Origin of the sequence: Sphaerimonospora thailandensis (assembly GCF_016863115.1) — a bacterium.
Lineage (GTDB): Bacteria > Actinomycetota > Actinomycetes > Streptosporangiales > Streptosporangiaceae > Sphaerimonospora > Sphaerimonospora cavernae.
On sequence record NZ_BOOG01000019.1, the window covers coordinates 37,976 to 57,526 of the forward strand.

At 71.1% G+C, this 19,551-nt stretch carries 16 protein-coding genes; 5 read left to right on the forward strand and 11 right to left on the reverse strand.

Features of this window, described 5'->3' with window-relative positions; genetic code table 11:
- The first annotated feature begins 31 nt into the window (after positions 1-31).
- From Mth01_RS11330 to Mth01_RS11340, 3 genes are all read left to right on the forward strand, one after another.
- Positions 32-667: a class I SAM-dependent methyltransferase gene (locus tag Mth01_RS11330; RefSeq protein WP_407695932.1), complete on the forward strand. Its 636-nt coding sequence runs from the start codon at positions 32-34 to the stop codon at positions 665-667.
- Between the two features lie 896 nt (positions 668-1,563).
- Positions 1,564-2,382, forward strand: a complete 819-nt coding sequence (locus Mth01_RS11335) for a hypothetical protein (RefSeq protein WP_204015629.1) — start codon at positions 1,564-1,566, stop codon at positions 2,380-2,382.
- A gap of 223 nt (positions 2,383-2,605) precedes the next feature.
- Entirely contained in the window at positions 2,606-2,860 is a 255-nt protein-coding gene (locus Mth01_RS11340; protein WP_204015631.1) for a hypothetical protein, read from the forward strand.
- A gap of 54 nt (positions 2,861-2,914) precedes the next feature.
- On the opposite strand, the gene pgl is transcribed toward Mth01_RS11340, so the two are convergent.
- The 6 genes from pgl to tkt are packed head-to-tail and all read right to left on the reverse strand — an operon-like array spanning position 2,915 to position 11,135.
- Positions 2,915-3,691 carry a 6-phosphogluconolactonase gene (gene pgl, locus Mth01_RS11345; RefSeq protein ID WP_204015633.1) on the reverse strand — a complete coding sequence of 259 codons (777 nt, stop codon included), beginning with the start codon at positions 3,689-3,691 and terminating at the stop codon, positions 2,915-2,917.
- Between the two features lie 12 nt (positions 3,692-3,703).
- Entirely contained in the window at positions 3,704-4,621 is a 918-nt protein-coding gene (locus Mth01_RS11350; RefSeq protein ID WP_239089579.1) for a glucose-6-phosphate dehydrogenase assembly protein OpcA, read from the reverse strand.
- The gene (gene zwf / locus Mth01_RS11355) at positions 4,618-6,291 is read right to left on the reverse strand and encodes a glucose-6-phosphate dehydrogenase (protein ID WP_204015635.1); all 1,674 of its coding nucleotides are present in this window, start codon (positions 6,289-6,291) and stop codon (positions 4,618-4,620) included. The genes Mth01_RS11350 and zwf overlap by 4 nt, the downstream gene beginning before the upstream one ends.
- Complete coding sequence (locus tag Mth01_RS11360; RefSeq protein WP_204015637.1) at positions 6,288-7,913, reverse strand: glucose-6-phosphate isomerase; 1,626 nt, start codon at positions 7,911-7,913, stop codon at positions 6,288-6,290. The genes zwf and Mth01_RS11360 overlap by 4 nt, the downstream gene beginning before the upstream one ends.
- Positions 7,914-7,919: 6 nt before the next feature.
- The gene (tal, locus tag Mth01_RS11365; protein WP_204015639.1) at positions 7,920-9,023 is read right to left on the reverse strand and encodes a transaldolase; all 1,104 of its coding nucleotides are present in this window, start codon (positions 9,021-9,023) and stop codon (positions 7,920-7,922) included.
- A gap of 9 nt (positions 9,024-9,032) precedes the next feature.
- Positions 9,033-11,135 (reverse strand): transketolase, encoded by a 2,103-nt coding sequence (tkt, locus tag Mth01_RS11370; RefSeq protein ID WP_204015641.1) that lies wholly within the window; start codon positions 11,133-11,135, stop codon positions 9,033-9,035.
- Positions 11,136-11,421: 286 nt separating this feature from the next.
- Here tkt and Mth01_RS11375 point away from each other — a divergent pair, with 286 nt between their 5' ends.
- Positions 11,422-12,387, forward strand: a complete 966-nt coding sequence (locus Mth01_RS11375; protein WP_407695933.1) for a heme o synthase — start codon at positions 11,422-11,424, stop codon at positions 12,385-12,387.
- 21 nt (positions 12,388-12,408) lie between these two features.
- On the opposite strand, the gene Mth01_RS11380 is transcribed toward Mth01_RS11375, so the two are convergent.
- Entirely contained in the window at positions 12,409-13,980 is a 1,572-nt protein-coding gene (locus Mth01_RS11380; protein ID WP_204015643.1) for a N,N-dimethylformamidase beta subunit family domain-containing protein, read from the reverse strand.
- 136 nt (positions 13,981-14,116) lie between these two features.
- Here Mth01_RS11380 and Mth01_RS11385 point away from each other — a divergent pair, with 136 nt between their 5' ends.
- On the forward strand, positions 14,117-15,382 hold the full coding sequence (locus tag Mth01_RS11385) for a PrsW family intramembrane metalloprotease (RefSeq protein WP_204015645.1): 1,266 nt from the start codon (positions 14,117-14,119) through the stop codon (positions 15,380-15,382).
- A gap of 39 nt (positions 15,383-15,421) precedes the next feature.
- Here the strand turns inward: Mth01_RS11385 and Mth01_RS11390 are convergent, their stop codons facing one another.
- From Mth01_RS11390 to Mth01_RS11405, 4 genes are all read right to left on the reverse strand, one after another.
- A complete protein-coding gene (locus Mth01_RS11390) occupies positions 15,422-16,426 on the reverse strand; it encodes a COX15/CtaA family protein (RefSeq protein WP_239089580.1) in 1,005 nt (334 codons plus the stop codon).
- Between the two features lie 413 nt (positions 16,427-16,839).
- Positions 16,840-17,748, reverse strand: coding sequence for an EamA family transporter (locus tag Mth01_RS11395; protein ID WP_204015647.1), 909 nt, complete (start codon positions 17,746-17,748; stop codon positions 16,840-16,842).
- A 78-nt stretch (positions 17,749-17,826) separates the two neighbouring features.
- On the reverse strand, positions 17,827-18,543 hold the full coding sequence (locus Mth01_RS11400) for an ABC transporter permease (RefSeq protein ID WP_204015793.1): 717 nt from the start codon (positions 18,541-18,543) through the stop codon (positions 17,827-17,829).
- A 71-nt stretch (positions 18,544-18,614) separates the two neighbouring features.
- Positions 18,615-19,526: an ABC transporter ATP-binding protein gene (locus tag Mth01_RS11405; protein WP_204015649.1), complete on the reverse strand. Its 912-nt coding sequence runs from the start codon at positions 19,524-19,526 to the stop codon at positions 18,615-18,617.
- Between the last annotated feature and the right edge of the window lie 25 nt (positions 19,527-19,551).

The window sequence follows — 19,551 nt, forward strand, 5'->3', positions numbered from 1 at the left end:
GCGCGGGACTGAGGGTCTATCGTCGCTTCTCATGACCGGAAGATCCTCCCACCTGAGTGCGACAGCGGAGGCCTACGACGCCGTCGCCGTCCAATACGCCGAATTAGTCCGGGACGAGCTCGACCATGTGCCGCTGGATCGCGCCATGCTCGCCGCGTTCGCCGACTTCGTACGGCAGGCCGGGGGCGGGACCGTCGCCGAGCTCGGCTGTGGCCCGGGTCGTGTGACGGCGCACCTGCGGGGTCTGGGACTGGACGTCTTCGGGGTCGACCTGTCGCCGGTGATGATCGATCTTGCCCGCGGCGCCTACCCGGACCTGCGCTTCGAGGTCGGCTCGATGGACGCCCTGGACCTGGCCGACGGCGAACTGGCCGGCATCGTCTGCTGGTACTCGATCATCCATACCCCTCCGGAGGAACTGGCGTCCTACTTCGCCGAGTTCCGCCGCGTGCTGGCCCCGGGCGGCCACCTCCTGCTCGGCTTCTTCGAGTCAGAGGGTGGAGAGGTGGCCGCCTTCGACCACAGGGTGACGACGGCCTACCGACGGCCTACCGATGGCCGATCGACGACCTCGCGGTGGTCGCCCGCGAGTCTCGGTTCGCCGAAGTCGGCCGAATGCTGCGCGAGCCCCGGGATGTGGAACGATTCCGCCAGGGCCGCCTGCTGATGCGCCGAGTTCCGTAGCGGGGCACAAGCCAGAGGACGTGGCCCGGCCGCGCGCTCGGGCGACGTGCGATCCGCTTCGCCGTCGGCGGGCTCGCGTACCCGACGCCCAGCACCACTGCGTCGTGTCCCACACTCTCCGCCGCCATGGTCATGCGGTCACCGCTTTGTGTCCAGTCCCGACCGCGGGTTTCTCCATATTTGAACTTCATGGACATCTCGGGCGATTGGCATTTACTTCTCGTATTTTCATTGAATTAGTCAGCGAAAAATCTTGCCATTTCGATGTCGAGCATGAGACTATTCAGATAGATGTTCGAATGAGGGTTGGCTGGGAGGGAATTCCGTGGAGCAGTCCGTGGAGAACGAGGAACTCGTGACGCCGGGACGGCCGAGGCGGATGGCGCTGCGTTTGGCGGAGCTGAGGCCGATCAAGCCGGCGGAACTGGACATGCTCCAGGGGATGTCCGATCCGAATGCGCCGCCTTCCCAGGCTCCGCCCTCTGCTCCGTCCCTGCTGAGCGAGGAGGAGTGGGCCCGGATGCAGGAGGAGGAGCAGGCAGAAGCAGCGGCACACCCTCGTGTGGAGGCGTGTTCCGCGGGCGGTTCGCATACCCGGTCACGGCCACAGCAGCCGAGCCGCGGGCCTCGCGTTTCGGATGTCACTCGCGGTGCGCGCAGGAGAGCCCGCTCCCGCCATCGAGCGCGAGCATGGCCATCGGATCCTGGAGGCGGGATCGCGGACACCGGTGTCGCGGTGAACGGTTCCGCTGAGGCCATCTGCCCATATGCCGACTCTCATGGCGGGGTACAAGCTCGGTTGTAGATCTCGAAGAGGCGGCGGAGCGGCTGTACGGCCTGGCGCTGGGTGAGTTCACGGCGGCACGCGATGCTCTCGCAATGGAGGCCAAGGTCGCGGGGGAGACCCGGCTGGCGCGGGAGATCGGCAGGCTGCGCAGGCCGACCACGGCGGCCTGGGCGGTCAACCAGCTGGCCCGGCGGCATCCGGACGACCTGGCGGGCCTCCTTGAGGTGGGCGAACGGCTGCGGGAGGCCTGGCGGCGGCAGGACGCGGACGCGCTGGCCGCCCTCGGCCGACGTAGGACGCGGATCACGGCCGGCCTCATCCGCGTGATCAGGCAGGACGCCGAGGCGGACGGGCGCCCGCTGCCGCCGGCGGCCGTAGCCGAGATCGAGCGGACTCTCGACGCCGCCGTGGTCGACGAGGAAGCGGCGGGCGAGGTCCGTCGGGGGAGGCTGGTCCGCCCTCTCAGCTACAGCGGATTCGCCCCCGCGCCGGTGGTACGGACCACCCCGCGGCGGAACGCCCCTGCGCCGCGGCCCGAGGCAGAGAAACGGCGGCAGGAGGACAAGCGACGGGCGGCGGTGCGCGAACGCGAAAGGGCGGAGCGCGAGCGCCGCGTCGGTGAGCTGAGGACGGTCCTCGCCGAGGCGGAACGCACCGTCGCCGAGGCGGAGCAGAGCCATGCCGCCCGGGCGGCCGAGCTGGCGGAAGCCGTACGGGACCGAGACCGCCGGGCGGGGAAGGTCGCCGAGCTGACCGCTGAGCTGGCCGAGGCCAGGGAGAGGCTCACCGCCGCCGAGCACCGGGTGGAAGTCGCCGAACGAGAAGAGATCGTCGCGAGCGAGGTGTCGCTGTCCGCCCGCCACCGAGCGGACCAGGCGCGGTCGGCTCTCGACCAGGCCGCCGGGCAGTGACAACGGCCGGGATTAGGATCACGCGGTATGGAGGCCTCCGCTTGTACGCGTGGTGTTCTGTACGTGGTCGCGTGTGCCGCGCCGGCGGCTGCCGACGTTCATACCCTGGTGGGGCTGGCTCGGGAGGCCGGATGGCAGGTGCATGTGGTCACGACGCCGATGGGGACCGGGTTCGTCGATATCGAGAAACTGAAACAGCTAGAAAGGATGGAGGCTGCCGATCTTGAACATCGAAAATTCCGAAGCCCAGCGACGGGCGGCTGAGATCGGCACACTCACCCGTGAGAGCAGGACCGTCACCAACATTTCCACCCCTCAGGAGTGGCATGGGCGGTTGCTTGCGCAGTTCCGGCAGACCGAGGACGCCATGCTGGTGGACGACCTTCTCGGGCTCGCCGTGAAGATCCGCTCGAGAGTTGGTGGGGTGGAGCTTTCCACCGACTCCCTTTACGACCCGGAGACCGGGCTTCTGTCATGATCATCTTTACGTAACCCTGACGCTGTGACGGCGGCAACCTGGCCTGGCCGCGAGTCAGGGGGAGGCGATGCGGCTGAGAGAGGGGGGGATCTTGGCGGCGGCGGCGCGGTCGAGCAGGAAGAGCGTGCGCTGGCGCCCGCGTGCCCCGGCGGCCGGCACCTGGAACGGCCCGGCCTCCGACAGCGCCATGTGCACGGCCTGGGCCTTCTCCTCGCCCGCCGCGACGATCCAGACCTCCCGGGCGGTCCGGATCGCCGGGAACGTCAGCGACAGCCGGGTCGGCGGCGGCTTGGGGGAGCCGTGCACCGCCACGACCGACCGCTCTTCCTCGTAGACGGCCGGCTGGCCGGGGAAGAGCGACGCGACGTGGGTGTCCGGCCCCATGCCGAGCAGCAGCACGTCGAAGGACGGCACCTGGCCGTGGTCCTCCGGCCTGGTCGCCTTGGCGAGCTCGGCCGCGTAGGCCTCCGCGGCCTCCTCGGCGGTCATGCCGGAGTCAGGGCCCGGCATGACGTGGACCCGGTCCGGATCCACGTCGACGCGGTCGAGCAGGGCGGCACGCGCCCCGGTCTCGTTCCGTTCGGGGTCGCCGTCGGGGAGGAAGCGCTCGTCGCCCCACCAGATGTCGAGCGCCCGCCAGTCGATCGCGTCGCGGGCGGCGGTCCCGGCCACCGCGGCGAGGGTCGCGATGCCGACGCTGCCGCCGGTCAGCACCAGGTGGGCCGTCCCGCGCGCTGCCTGGGTGTCGGCCAGCCGGGTGATCAGGCGGGCGGCCACGGCCTGGGCCAGCACCTCGGCGTCGCGGTGGACGATGACTGTGGGAACGCTCACGGGCCTGTCCTTCTACCGAGACTTCGACAGTTGCGCCAGGCGCTGAATGGCCGAGGCGTAGACCTCGTCGGGGTCGAGCCGCCGCAGCTCTTCGGCGAGCAGTTCCGAGGTGGGCCGCCGGGCCAGCGCGACCCGCCGATCCGGATGGCCGGGCCGCGACAGCGTGGCCAGCCGGGCGTCCGTCCTGGTCACCACGAGCTCGCCGCCGCCCGCGACGGCCAGGCGCACCCCGGTGAGGCCGGGCCCGGAGGAGTCGGCCACCTCGATCGGCGCCGCCAGGCGATCGGACAGCCAGGCCGCCAGCAGCGGCGCGCTGGGGTTGCCCGCCGCCCCTTCCACCACGCCCCGCTCGACCTTCCCGATCGGCTGGTCGAAGGCCGCGGCCAGCAGGCTGCGCCACGGCGTCAGCCGGGTCCAGGCCATGTCGGTGTCCCCGGGGACGTACACGTCGGCCCGGCCGCTGATCGCCGCGACCGTGTCCCGCGCCGCCTGCGCGTCGGTGATCCGCCGGCCGGCGAGCCGGCCGACGGGGTCCTTGGCCGGCACGTCCGGGCCCTGGCACGGCCACCACGCCACGACGGGCGTGTCGGGGAGCAGCAGCGGGGTGATCACCGAGTGGGCGTGTTCGGTCAGCTCGCCGTACAGGCGCAGCAGTACGACCTCGCCCGGCGCCGACTCGCCGACCCGGATCTCCGCGTCGAGCCGGTTGTGCTCGTTCGGACTGCGATTGATGATCACCAGGATCCGCGAGGGGTGCTCGCGGGCGGCCTCGGTCGCCGCGCGTACCGCGTCGTACTGCCCGGCCTCGTCGACGACGGCGACCAGCGTCAGCACCATGCCGACCGCCGGCGCGCCCATCTGGTGCCGCAGCCGGGTGAGCGTCGAGGAGATCTTCGACGCGGTGGTCTCGGTCAGGTTGAACGTCGTCACAGTCGCCTCCAGGCTCGCCCGTCCCTGGCCAGCATCTCGTCGGCCGAGGCGGGACCCCAGGTGCCCGCCGGGTAGCCCTCGGGCCTGCCCTGGGAGGCCCAGAACTCCTCGATCGGATCCATGATCATCCAGGAGAGCTCCACCTCCCGCTGGTGCGGGAACAGCGGCGGGTCGCCGATGAGCACGTCGAGGAGCAGCCGCTCGTACGCCTCCGGAGACGACTCCATGAACGACTCGCCGTAGGCGAAGTCCATGAGGACGTCCCTGACCTCCATGGCCGTGCCCGGCACCTTGGAGCCGAAGCGCACGGTGATGCCCTCGTCCGGCTGGACCCGGATGACCAGTGCGTTCTGCCCGAGGATCTCGGTGTCGGTCTTGCTGAACGGCAGGTGCGGCGCCCGCTGGAAGACGACCGCGACCTCCGTCATCCGGCCGCTGAGCCGCTTGCCCGTACGCAGATAGAACGGCACCCCCGCCCAGCGGCGGTTGGCGACCTCGAGGCGGACCGCGGCATAGGTCTCGGTGATCGAGTCCGCCGGGATGCCGTCCTCCTCCAGGTAGCCGACGACGGGCTCGCCGCCCTGCCAGCCCCGGGTGTACTGGCCGCGCGCGGTGCCGGCGGCCAGATCGGCCGGGAGCTGGACCGCGCTGAGCACCTTCTCCTTCTCCCGGCGCAGCGAGTCGGCGTCGAAGAAGGTCGGGTCCTCCATGGCGACCAGCGCCAGAAGCTGGAGCAGGTGGTTCTGGATCACGTCACGGGCCGCGCCGATGCCGTCGTAGTAGCCGGCCCGGCCGCCGATGCCGATGTCCTCGGCCATCGTGATCTGGATGTGGTCGACGTAGCGGCGGTTCCAGATCGGCTCGTACAGCGTGTTGGCGAACCGCAGGGCCAGGATGTTCTGGACCGTCTCCTTGCCCAGGTAGTGGTCGATCCGGAAGACCGACTCCTCCGGGAACACCGCGTTGGTCAGCGCGTTCAGCTCGCGGGCGCTGTTCAGGTCGTGCCCGAAGGGCTTCTCCACCACGACCCGCCGCCAGGACCCGCTCGGGCCCTGCGCGAGGTTCGTCCGCTTGAGCTGCTCGATCACCACGGGGAAGTACTTCGGCGGCACCGACAGGTAGAAGGCGTAGTTGCCGCCGGTGCCCCGGGTCTCGTCGATCTCCTTGAGCATCATCGCCAGCACGTCGAACGCGCCGTCGTCGTCGAAGGTGCCGGGGCAGAAGTGGATGCCCTCGCTGATCTGCTTCCAGACCTCCTCGCGGAACGGCGTGCGCGCGTGCTCCTTGACCGCCTCGTAGGTGACCTGCGCGAAGTCCTCGTGCGCCCAGTCGCGCCGGGCGAACCCGACCAGGGAGAAGCCCGGGGGCAGCAGCCCCCGGTTGCCCAGGTCGTAGATCGCCGGCAGCAGCTTCCGCTTGGCCAGGTCGCCCGTGACGCCGAACAGCACGAGCACGCACGGCTCGGCCACCCGCGGCAGCCGCCTGTCCCGGGGATCGCGCAGCGGGTTGGGCAGGCTGAGGGGGTTGGCGGCGGCCACCTGCTCGGAGGTCGCCTGCGTCGCGGCCTGTGCCGCGGCCTGTGCCGCCGCCTGCGTCACCGTTTCGGCGACCGTCCCGGTCGCTGCGGTGGCCGGTGCCGTCTCCTCCGCCCGTGTCCGCGGCTCGGTCATAGCTCCTCCGCCACCGAGAGCAGGTGCCGTACGCCCGCGACCCGGTCGGTGAGGTGCAGGCGGACCGCCGGCCTGCCCCGGGAGGCCAGGGCCCGCAGGTCGCCCAGCGCCTGCGCGAGCTGCAGCCTGCCCAGCGTGTACGGCCTGCCCGGCACCTCGACGTCGTCGGTGACGGCCCCGGTGATCTGCAGGAACACCCCGGCGGCGGGGCCGCCCTTGTGGTACTGCCCGGTCGAGTGCAGGAACCGCGGTCCCCATCCGAACGTGACCGCGTGGTCGGTCCGGTAGTCGAGCAGTGCCCGGAGCGTGGCCACGTCGGCGCCCGCCCAGGTCTCGGTCATCTCCTCGAAGGAGGACTCGCCGACGGGGGCGGCGTCGAACGCCGCCTCCCGGTCGAGATACGCCATGATCGCCAGGTAGCCCCGCTCCGAGATCGCGCGCAGCAGCCAGGTCAGCACGTCGGCCAGGTTCTTCGGGTCCCCCGGCACCTCGCCGTACACCTCGACGGGCCCGTCGGTCAGGATCGGCGTCCCGGCGGGCAGCGGCCCGTCGCCGGACTCCTCCAGGATCGCGGTGGTGTTCTCCTTCGACTCGGCCACGTTCGGCTGGTCGAACGGGTTGATCCCGAGGACCCGGCCGGCGACCGCCGTCGCGTACTCCCAGACGAGGAACTGCGCGCCCAGCGGGCCGTCCACCGCGGCGGCGCCGTCCGGCCCGATCGACACCACGTACTGGTCGTCGGCCTCGGCCGCATCGGCACCGACCACCGGCAGGATGCCCTTGCCCTCCTTGCCGGTCGACTCGGCGATGAGCTGCTCGATCCAGTCGGGCAGCCCGATGATGTCCGACGCCGCGTCACGCAGGACCAGCTTGTCGCGGCCGTGCAGCGCGTGGGCGCCGAGCAGCACGCCGAGGTCCAGGCCGGGGTTGCCCTCGGCTCCTTCCAGCAGCGGCTGTACGGCGGCCGCCTCGTCGAGAAGGCTGCGCACATCGGCGCCGGCCAGCGCGCTCGGCACCAGGCCGAACGCGCTGAGCGCGCTGTAGCGGCCGCCCACGTTCGGGTCGGCCAGGACGACCTGGTAGCCGGCCTCGATAGCGGCCTGCTCCAGCGGGGAGCCGGGGTCGGTCACGATGACCATGTGCTCGGCGGGGTCGAGCCCGGCGTCGCGGAACGCCTTCTCGTAGATCCGGCGGTGGCTGTCGGTCTCGATCGTGCCGCCGCTCTTGCTGGACACCACCACGAGCGTCCGCTCGATCGGGGCGGCCAGCGCGCGCCGCACCTGGTGCGGATCGGTCGTGTCGAGGACGGTCAGCGGCACGTCCTGGGTGGCGCAGATGACCTCGGGGGCGAGCGAGGACCCGCCCATCCCGGCCAGCACCACGTGGTCGAGGCCTTCGGCCTGAGCCTTCTCGACGAGCTTGGTGATCTCGGGCAGCAGCTCCCGGCTCGTGAGCGGCAGGTTGAGCCAGCCGAGCCGGATCTCCGCCTCGGAGCGGGCCTTCGGCCCCCACAGCCCGGGGTCGCCCGCGGCCAGCGCGGCCGGCGCCCCGTCGGCGACCAGCTCGTTCCTGACCGCCTCGACCGCCTTCCCCCCGTCGCCGAGGTTCACCTCAACTGTCATGTCGCCTCAGGCCTTCCCGAGCTCGGCCTTGACGGTCTCGAGCAGCTCGTTCCACGACGTCTCGAACTTCTCGACGCCCTCCTCCTCCAGGACTCGCACCACGTCGTCGTAGTCGATGCCGGCGTTCTTGAGCGACGCCATGACGTCCCACGCCTGCTGGTAGAAGGGGCGGACGGTGTCACCCGAGATCCTGCCGTGGTCGGCGGCCGCCTCCAGCGTCTTCTCCGGCATGGTGTTGACCACCCCGCCGGTCACGAGCTGCTCGACGTAGAGGGTGTCGGGGTAGTCCGGGTTCTTCACTCCGGTGGAGGCCCACAGCGGCCGCTGCGGGCGGGCGCCGGCGGCGCGCAGGGCCTGCCAGCGCGGCGAGTTCATGACCTCCTCGAACGCGGCGTAGGCGAGGCGGGCGTTGGCGACGCCGGCCTTGCCCCGCAGCCCGAGTGCCTCCGGGGTGCCGATCTTCTCCAGCCGGCCGTCGATCTCGGTGTCGAGGCGGCTGACGAAGAACGACGCCACCGACTCGATGGAGGCGAGGTTCACCCCGGCCGCCGCGGCCTTCTCCAGGCCGCTCAGCCAGGCGTCCATGACCTGGCGGTACCGCCCCAGAGAGAAGATCAGCGTGACGTTGACGCTGATGCCCTCGGAGATGGCCTGCGTGATCGCGGGAAGGCCCTCGACGGTCGCCGGGATCTTGATGTGCACGTTGGGCCGGTCGACCAGCCACCACAGCGCGCGTGCCTCGGCGATGGTCGGCTCGGTCTTACGGGCCAGCCGGGGATCGACCTCGATGGAGACCCGGCCGTCCACCCCGTGGGTCGCGTCGTAGACCGGCCGCAGCACGTCGGCCGCCCAGCGGATGTCGAAGGTCGTGATGGCCCGCACGGCCTCCTCGACCGAGACGCCGCGCACCGCGAGGTCGCGGAGCTGCGTGTCGTACGCGTCGCCCTTGCTGAGGGCGTTGGCGAAGATCGTCGGGTTGGACGTGACGCCGCTCACGTTCTTGTCCTTGACCAGGGCGGCCAGGCCGCCGCCACGCAGCCGGTCCCGGCTGATGTCGTCGAGCCAGATGGAGACTCCGGCCTCGACAAGGCGCTTCAGATTCTCACTCATCTTGATCCCTCAGTTTCCGGTCGTCTCGCCCTTGTCGGCGCCGATCCTGGCCAGGCTGGCCTTGGCGGCGGCGACGACGCGGTCGGCGGTGAGGCCGAACTGCTCGTAGACGGTCTTGTACGGGGCGGAGGCACCGAAGTGCTCCAGGCTCAGCACTTCCCCCGCTTCGCCGACGAACTCCCGCCAGCCCAGCGCGACTCCCGCCTCCACGGCCACCCGGGCGCGGACCGAGTGCGGCAGCACGGTCTGCCGGTAGGCGGGCTCCTGCGCCCTGAACCACTCGACGCACGGCATCGACACCACCCGGGTCGGGATGCCCTGCGCCTCCAGGGTCTTACGTGCCTCCACCGCGAGCTGGACCTCGCTGCCGGTCCCGATGATCACCACGGCCGGCTGGCAGTTGGACGCCTCCTGCAGCACGTAACCGCCGCGCGCCACGCAGTCGGGGTCGCCGGTGCCGTCCAGGACCGGCAGGTTCTGCCGGCTGAGGCACAGCCCGGCGGGACGGTCGGTGTGCTCCAGGATCGCCTTCCACGCGGCCGAGGTCTCGTTGGCGTCGGCCGGGCGGACCACGTCCAGGCCCGGGATGGCGCGCAGCGACCACAGGTGCTCGATCGGCTGGTGGGTCGGGCCGTCCTCGCCGAGACCGATCGAGTCGTGCGTCCACACGTAGGTCACCGGGAGCTTCATCAGCGCGGCCAGCCGCACCGACGGGCGCATGTAGTCGCTGAACACCAGGAACGTGCCGCCGTACGGGCGGGTGCCGTTGTGCAGGGCGATGCCGTTCAGGATGGCGCCCATGCCGTGCTCGCGGATGCCGAAGTGCAGCGTCCTGCCGTACCGGTTGCCGGGGAACTCCCCGGTCTGGAACTCCTCCGGGATGAAGGACGGCTCGCCCTTCATCGTGGTGTTGTTGGAGTCGGCCAGGTCGGCCGAGCCGCCCCACAGCTCGGGCAGGACCGGCGCGAGCGCGCTCAGCACCTCGCCGGAGGCCTTGCGGGTGGCGACCGACGACCCGATCTCGTAGGAGGGCAGCGCCTTGTGCCAGCCCTCGGGGAGCTTGTGCCGTGAGATCCGGTCGAACAGCTCGGCACGCTCGGGGTCGGCCGCCCGCCAGCTCGCGAACCGCTTGTCCCACTCGGCACGCGCCTCCCGGTTGCGCGCCACGACCTCGCGGGCGTGCGCGAGGACCTCGTCGGGGACGTCGAAGTGCTTGGACGGGTCCATGCCGAGGACCTGCTTGGTCGCGGCGACCTCGTCGGGGCCGAGCGCCGAGCCGTGGATCTTGCCGGTGTTCTGCTTGTTCGGCGCGGGCCAGCCGATGATCGTGCGCAGCTTGATGAAGGTCGGCCGCTCGGTCTCGGCGCGGGCCGCCTCCATCGCCGCGTGCAGCGCCTCGACGTCCTCGACGTACTTTCCAGAAGCGGTCCAGTCGACCTCCAGGACCTGCCAGCCGTACGCCTCGTACCGCTTGGCGATGTCCTCCGACAGCGCGATCTGGGTGTCGTCCTCGATCGAGATCTGGTTGGAGTCGAAGACGACGACGAGGTTGCCGAGCTTCTGGTGGCCCGCGATCGCGCTGACCTCGTGGCTGATGCCCTCCTCGATGTCGCCCTCGGAGGCGAAGCACCAGATCATGTGGTCGAACGGGGAGGTCCCCGGCTCGGCGTCGGGGTCGAACAGGCCGCGCTCGCGGCGGGCGGCCATGGCCATCCCCACGGCGTTGCCCAGACCCTGGCCCAGCGGGCCCGTGGTCGTCTCCACACCCGCCGTGTGGCCGTACTCCGGATGGCCCGGGGTGAGGCTGTCCCACTGGCGCAGGCCCTTGATGTCGTCAAGGGTGAGGCCGTACCCGGAAAGGTAGAGCTGGATGTAGAGCGTCAGGCTGGTGTGCCCGCAGGACAGCACGAACCTGTCGCGCCCCGCCCACTTCGGATCCGAAGGATCGTGGCACAGGACGCGCTGGAAGAGAAGGTAGGCGGCGGGAGCGAGGCTCATCGCGGTGCCCGGGTGACCCGAGCCCGCCTTCTCGACCGCGTCCATCGCCAGGGCCCGCACCACGTCGACCGCCTGCCGATCGAGGTCACTCCACTCAAGGCTTGCGCTGCTCAACTACTCGATCCCCTCTGAATTCTTCGCGCCGATTTGGCAATTCCCGCCCACCCTGGACCCTAACGGTTTCCCGGTTGTACCGTTTGGTAGGCCGTTCGCCATGCGGACACGGACCGTGATGAACCGGAGCGTCCGGCCCCGATTGATGGACCACCGGAACCTGCGACTACAGTGATTGCGCAAGTGCCCACCGTGTGCCTGCCGGGAGTGAAACCCGGACGGAACACCCGGAGATCCCTGTCGCAATCAGAGGTTACGCGTTGACCCCGCCCTTGCTGGAAGCGCCTTGACGGTGCTCACGAACAAGCAGACGATGACCACTCTCGGGACCGCCCGAGGGGCCGCCGCTTCGGCCGCGGCTCCCCGCTCCGTCGGGGCGCTCGTGAAGGCCTACGTGGCGCTCACCAAGCCGCGGATCATCGAACTGCTGCTGATCACGACCCTGCCGACGATGTTCCTCGCGGCACGAGGCCTGCCCGATGCGTGGACGGCCATCGCGACCATGCTCTTCGGCACCCTCTCGGCGGGCAGTGCGAACGTCCTGAACTGCTACATCGATCGGGACATCGACCAGACGATGCGGCGCACCCGCCGTCGGCCGCTGCCCAAGCACGAGGTCTCGCCCAAGGGCGCACTGCTCTTCGGCGTGATTTTGGGCACGCTGTCCACCCTCGGCCTCGCGCTGTCGGTCAATGTGCTCGCGGCGGCCCTCTCGCTGGCCGCGATCCTGTTCTATGTCCTGGTCTACTCGATGGTGCTGAAGCGGCGGACCGCGCAGAACATCGTGTGGGGCGGGATCGCCGGCTGCATGCCCGTGATGATCGGCTGGGCCGGGATCACCGGCGGCGTGTCGTGGGCACCCGTGGTGCTGTTCGGCGTGGTCTTCTTCTGGACGCCGCCGCACACCTGGACCCTCGCCATGCGTTACCGCGAGGACTACGCGTCCGTCGAGGTGCCCATGCTGCCGGTCATCGCCACCGAGCGGCGGGTGCTGCGGCAGATCATCGTCTACACCTGGGCGACCGTGCTGTGCTCGCTGCTGCTGTGGCCGGTCGCCGGCACCTCGCTTCTCTACCCGGCCGTCGCCGCCGTCCTCGGCGCGGTGTGCCTGTTCGAGGTGTACGCCATGCTGGCCCGGCTCAACGCCGGGAAGACCGGCCTCGACCTGCGGCCAATGCGCTTCTTCCACTGGTCGAACGTCTATCTCGCGATCCTCTTCCTCGCCGTCGCGGTCGACTCCCTGATCGCCTGAGCATCGCCTGCCACGGCGGCGTCAGCCGTATGTGGCGCGGACGTTGTCGCGCGGCGGCGGTTGGAGCCTGCCCGCCGGGCCTTCGGCGAAGGCCCGCAGCAGGTTGACCGTCGCCTTCGTGACGAACCGCCGGGTCCGGACGTCGATGCCGTGCGCACGGGGGAGATCCCGGGTTCGCGCCATCAGCGCCTCCGCCCACCGCATGGTCCCCGAGGCGAAGACGCCCGCCCCGCCGGGCACGGTGTAGTACGCCGAGTCGGCGAAGCTCGCCCGCCCCGCGCACGTCACCGGCGAGTGGGAGATGATCTCCAGCGGCCGGGGTGTCGGGACGGCCGGGACCACCCTGTCGTACTCCACGCCGACCAGGTGGGGAAACTGCTCGCCCCGCCGGACCCCGGTGCCCGCGAAGATCCAGTGACCGGGCCGGGTCACCACGTACGGCGCGTCCACGGGATAGCCGTCGTAGAAGACGCCGGTCAGCGAGGACTCGGGGTCGGCGGCCGGGCCCGACCGGTAGTCGGCGGTCGCCAGTGCCGGGCGCCCGCCGTACATCGGGTCCCTGGCGACGTCGGTCTTGTAGCACACCACCAGCCGGCCGCCCCGTTCCAGCCGGATCCGCCGATAGCAGGTGTTGGCCCCGAGGAAGGCCAGGTTGACGCCCGCGTCCCGGGCGTCGGTCGCGCGGGCGCGCATGCCCGGCGTCCAGTACTCGTCGTGCCCGAGGAAGAACACCGCCGCGGCGTCCTTCAGCACGCCGCCTCCGGCGTCGAGGTCGCCGCTGGTCGTGTAGGCGAGAGGCAGCCCGAGCCGTTCGGCCAGCGCCACCACCGCCCGCTCGTGGACGAGGAACTTCTCCATCCCCGTACGGTCGTAGGGCCGGTCGAAGCTCACCGCCAGAGAGCGACTCTCGTAGCGGCCGTCGCCGCCGAAGTAGAGGCTGTGGCCGCCCCACCTGTTGTATGCCTGCCACGTTCCGGTCGCGTGCACGAGCACCGTCTTCCCGGCTCCCGATGCCGAGCGGACGACCAGCGGCACGTACCGCTGGTGCCCCCGGTCGGCGTCGAGGCGCAGGAGATAGACCCCCTCCGGCCAGCCGTCCGTCGGCACCGTGAGCGAACGCCGCCAGTCGGCGTGCACGGTGCGGGTCGTGGCCACCAGGTCACCGGGTCGCTGCCGCCGGCCGCTGATCCAGGCCGACCGCCACACCCGGCGCGCCAGGGCGCCGCCGTACCAGCCCATCCGGTACGCGGTGACGCGGAAACGGTCGGCCGTGGTGGAGACGCACAGCCCGACCGGCTCGCCGGGCAGCACGCTCGCCCTGTCGCAGTAGCCCTCCACCGCGTCGTCCGGGCCGTACCGCCGGATCCGCCAGTCGGTGTCGCCGGGAAGCAGCCGCTCGGGTGTGGGGGACGGGCGGGCGGCCACGGCGGGAGACGGGCCACCGGGTGACGGGCTCGCGGGTGACGGGCCGGTCTCGGACGCCGTCCGCCCCGAGGCGCCGCATCCGGCGGTCCCGATGGCGGCCGCCGCGGCCGCGCCCGCGGCGTACAGGAAGCGGCGTCGACCCAGATCGCCGCCGGGTGTATCGTTCATGGCCGTCCATGTTTCCGGGTGGGTGGCGCCGATCCGATCCTATCGGGCGGATGCCGTACCGCGTGGACGTGCGTTCTACGGTGAAGGACTCCGGGCGGGGGAGGACAGGACGTGGGCAGTCGGTTACATTCGCGGCATGGCGAGCCTTGATCCGCGTGCGGTGCTGAAGGAGCGGCCGTCGATCGGCCTGATCAGTGGTCTGGTCGTCGCGGGGCTGTGCGCGCTGGTGTCGTTATCCTTCGACGTCCTGGACGGCGACCCCGTCCAGTTCTCCATCGCGCTCGTGCTGGCCGTGGCGCCGGTGCCGCTGCTGCTCGCGGGGGTGCTCGCCCTGGACCGGATGGAGCCCGAGCCGCGCGCCAACCTGGTCTTCGCCTTCGCCTGGGGGGCGGGCGTCGCCGTCCTCGTGGCGGGCATCCTCAACTCGCTCAACCTCCTGCTGCTGGAGCGCTGGCTGGGCCGCAGCGCGCACGACCTCGTCGCGACGTTCGGGGCGCCCCCTGTCGAGGAGACGATGAAGGGGCTGGTGCTGCTCGGGCTGCTGTGGTTCCGCAGGCAGGAACTGGACGGGCCGACCGACGGGATCATCTACGCCGGCATGGTCGGCCTCGGGTTCGCGATGTCGGAGAACGTCAGCTACTACATCTCGGCCCTGAGCGAGAACGGGCCGGAGGTGCTGGCCGCGACCGTCGTGCTGCGCGGCGTGCTCTCCCCGTTCGCGCATCCGCTGTTCACGTCCCTGATCGGCATGTCGGTCGCGTACGCGGCCGCTCAGCGGCGGAACGCGAGCGGCGTAGTGATGATCATATTCGGCTGGGTCGGCGCCATGATCATGCATGGCATCTGGAACGGCTTCGCCCTGTTCGGCGGGCTGGGCGGGCTGGCGGTCGCCTACCTGCTGCTGATGATCCTGCTGATCATCGAACTGATCGTGATCATCCGGGACCGGAGGCGGATCGTCGGGCTGATCAATCGCTATCTGCCGCCGTACGAGGCCCACGGCCTGATCAACCAGGCGGACATCTTCATGCTCTCGTCCCTCAGAGGCCGGCGGCAGGCCCGGGTGTGGGCCAAGGCGCACGGCGGCCGCGCCGGAGTCCGGGCGATGGCCGACTACCAGCTCGCCGCCACCGAGCTGGGGCTGCTGCACGCCCGCGCCGCCCGGGGCGGGGTGGAGGAGCCTGCGTTCCGGACCGCACAGCGGTCGCTGGTGGAACTGATGGCCTACGCCCGCATGTCCTTCCCGCTTCCGGACCGGCACCGGGACAGCGCGGCGAGGGGGGTGCCGCCGCCCGGGTACGCCTCGGGCTACGGAGCGCCGAACAGATGGGCCGGTCCTCAGCCGCCTCCCCCCGGCCGGCCGCCGCACCCCCATGAGCAGGAGCCGCCGCACCCCGGTTGACCGGCGCGCTGCGCCGAGGCCGGCACCTCCGTGTTCACGCTAGGCCGAGGCGGGGGCGGCGAGGGGTTCGGCGTCGGCCGGGACCGGATCGCGGCTGCGCATCGCGAACACCACACGCAGCGCGCAGATCCACACCAGGGTCGAGCCGAGCACGTGCAGCAGGACGAGCCCGGCCGGGATGGCCAGGAAGTACTGCGTGTAACCGATCGCGCCCTGGGCGAGTTCGACGGCGAACAGCACCAGTACGGCACGCCGGGCCCGGGCCGGGGACTCGGTCAGGTGGAGCGCGAACAGCAGCGCGAACGTGAGACCGACGACGATCCAGACGATGTCGGCGTGCAGCTGGGTCACGTCCCGGATGTCGAAGTCGAACCGCGAGGCGGCGGCGTCGCCCGAGTGCGGACCGGTGCCGGTGACCACGACGCCGGCGACGAGCAGCACGCCGACCGCGGCCACCAGGACGTAGCCGAGCGTGCGGATGTGCCGGTGGACGAGTGCGCGCGGCGGCTCGTCGCCCTCCCCGGCTCGGGCGAACAGCGCGTACGCCGCCCAGATCATGGCGATGGACAGCAGGAAGTGGACGCTCACCGTGTACGGGTTGAGCATGGTCGTCACCACGATGCCACCCCACAGCGCCTGGGCGAGCACGCCGATCGGCTGCAGCCAGGCGAGCCGTACCAGGTCGCGGCGGCCCCGGGCCCGGCCGTCGCCCGACCTGAGCAGCCGGATCGCGGCGACGACGCAGGCGATCCCCACGGCGAGGACCAGGAAGGTGATCAGTCGGTTGCCGAACTCGATCGCCATGTTGAACGGCGAGTGGTCGTCGTGCTGGGCCGGGACGAAACTGTCCGGCGTGCACCTCGGCCAGGTCGGGCAGCCAAGTCCCGACTCGGTCACGCGCACTCCCGCGCCCGTGACCGTGATACCCGCGTTGACGACGATGCTCGCGAACGCCCAGCGCCGCATCGAGAGGGCACTGGGCAGCCAGTACGACCGGTGGAAACCGGCCACGCGATCACGGATCTGGGTGGGAAGGCTGGTCACGCTCAAATGGTAGGCGGCGCAGGGGGCGGTCCCGCCTCCGCCCCACGACGGGAACGTAGGTATTGCGGAGGTCAGTAAAATATGACACGTTACTGTCTCGCAGGCCGCTAACGGTCCGATATCACGCCTTGACCCGGCCTTCCCCCCGAAGCAATGTGACATTCCACACGACCAACCTCGACGTCACCGGGGGACCCTCGGGGATCTACGGCATCCCCGGCCTGACCGGCGGGCCGGTCTCGTTCTACTACGTGAGCACGACCACTCGCTGCGACACGTCCATCACCAGCCCCATGTCGTGCTCGATCAAGGCGATCGCCACGCCCAGTTCGCGGACGCGGCGGATCAGGTCGAGCATCTCGGCCTCACGTCCGCGGCATCTGGGCCGACCAACCGGAGGAATAGGCGAACCTTCAGCCGGAGCGGGTGGCGCCGATGGAGGCGATGACGACGCAGCCGATCGCGGCCCACTCGCGGATCTGGAGGAACTCCCCGAGAACGAAGAGCCCGACCAGCGCGGCGACGGCGGGTTCGAGGCTCATCAGGATGCCGAAGACCCGCGTGGGCATGCGGCGCAGCGCCTCCAGCTCCAGCGAGTACGGAATGACCGACGAGAGCAGGCCGACGCCCACGCCGACGAGCAGGATCTCCGGCCGCAGCAGATCGGTCCCGCCCGACGCCACGCCGACGGGCGCGATCACGGCACTCGCCACGATCATGGCGAAGGACAGCCCGCTCGCGCCGGGGAACCGGGCCCCGGTCGCCGCCGACAGCACTATGTAGGCGGCCCAGCAGAGTCCGGCCAGCGCGGCGAAGCCGATGCCCACCCAGTTCGCGCCGCCCGCCGAACCCCAGGGGGCGAGCAGGATCACCCCGGCGCCGGCCAGCGCGACCCACAGCAGGTCGAGCCGCCGCCGGGACGCGGCGACCGCGACGCCGAGCGGTCCGATGAACTCGATCGCGACGGCGATTCCGAGCGGCAGCCGGGCCAGCGCCTCGTAGAACGACAGGTTCATCAGCGCGAGGCTCAGCCCGAAGGCCGCGCCGACGGCCAGATCCCGCCGGCCGAGCCCTCTCAGCCGGGGCCGGGCGAACGGGACGAGGATGGCCGTGCCGATCGCGATCCGCAGGAAGACCACGGCGCTCGGCGGCAACTGGGCGAACAGGTTCTTGGCCAGCCCCGCCCCGAGCTGGACGGACAGAACGGCGAGCAGCACCAGCCCGGAGGGCGGCACGGCCCCGGACGCCGCCCGCAGCACCACACCTGGCCGGAACCGCGCCCGGTACGGCTCGGCCGGACCGGGCAGAGACTCGGAGGTCACGCGGTCGGCCCCGTCATTCCCACGTCATTCCCATGGCCCCCGTCATTCCCATGGACCACGCCATTTCCACGGTTCCGGTCATTCCCAGCGGAACGTCCGGGCGGCCAGGCCCAGCGTGACGGCCGCCCAGCCGGCCAGCACGAGAAGCTGTGTGGCAGGCAGGCCCGCACCGTTCGTCAGCACCCCGCGCAGCCCGTCGGACAGCGCGGTGATCGGCAGCAGCCCGACCACGTGCTGCACGCCGGCGGGGAACTTCTCGATCGGGAACAGCACACCGCCGAGCCCCAGCAGCACCAGGTAGACGAGGTTGCCCGCGGCCAGCGTCGCCTCGGCGCGCAGGGTGCCCGCCATGAGCAGGCCGAGCCCGCTGAAGGCCGCCGTGCCGAAGAGGATCAGCAGCACCACCCACAGCGGGTCGCCCTGCGGCGACCAGCCGAGCGTGATCGCCACCATGCCGATGACGATGACCTGGAGTATCTCGACGGCCACGACCGCCGCCGTCTTGGCCAGCAGCAGCCCGGCCCGCGACAGCGGGGTGGCGCCGAGCCGTTTCAACACGCCGTACCGCCGCTCGAAGCCGGTGCCGATGGCCTGGCCGGTGAACGCGGTGGACATGACCGCGAGCGCGAGCACGCCGGGAGCGATGAAGGCGACCCGGGACCCGCCGCCGATGTCGATCAGCGGCGCCAGCGAGAAGGCGACCAGCAGCAGGACGGGAATGATCAACGTGAGCACGAGCTGCTCGCCGTTGCGCAGCATCGCCCTGATCTCCGCGCCGGCCTGGGCGAGGACCATCCGGGGCAGCGGCGCCGCCCCAGGCCTGGGGGAGAAGTCGATCGCGTGGACGGAAACAGGGGTGGCACCGGTCACCGCAGCTCCCGGCCGGTCAGCTCCAAGAACACGTCCTCCAGCGTACGCCGCTCGATGCGCAGGTCCTCCGTCGTGACGCTCTCGGCGGCGCACCACGCAGTGACGGTCGCCAGCATCTGCGGGCCGACCTGTCCCTCGATGATGTAGTGGCCGGACGGTGACTCCTTGGCGGCGCTGCCGGGCGGCAGCGCGCCGAGCAGCTGATCGACGTCCAGGCCGGGCCGGGCGCGGAAGCGGAGCTGGCGCTCGGCGCCGGTGAGCTCCCGCGGGGTGCCCTCGGCGACCACCCGTCCATGGTCGATGACGACCACATGGTCGGACAGTTTCTCGGCCTCGTCCATCTGGTGGGTGGTCAGCACCACGGACACGCCCGCGTCCCGCAGTCCGGTGACCACGTCCCAGCAGGCGTGCCGCGCCTGCGGGTCGAGACCCGCCGTCGGCTCGTCCAGGAAGACCAGCTCCGGCCGTCCGATGACGGCCGCCGCGAGCGACAGGCGCTGCTGCTGCCCGCCCGACAGCCGCCGGTACGGCGTACGCGCGTGCTCGGTCAGACCCAGCAGGGCGAGCAGGGCGTCCGGATCGAGCGGGTGGGCGTAGAAGCGTGCGACCACCCGCAGCCACTCACCGGCCCGCACGGCGGGCGGGACGCCGCCGGCCTGGAGCATGACCCCGAGGCGCGGTTTCAGCGCGGGGTCGGCCGGATCGAGGCCGAGCACCCGGACGGTCCCTCCGTCCGGACGCCGGAAGCCCTCGCAGATCTCGATCGTGGAGGTCTTGCCCGCGCCGTTCGGCCCGAGGATCGCGGTGACCTCGCCGGTGCGGCAGGTCAGCTTCAGTCCGTCGACGGCGGTCTTGCGTCCGTACCGTTTGACCAGCTCCCGGATCTCCACTGCGTGCGGTGTGCTCACGATCTCGAGTCTAGGGATCGGGTGG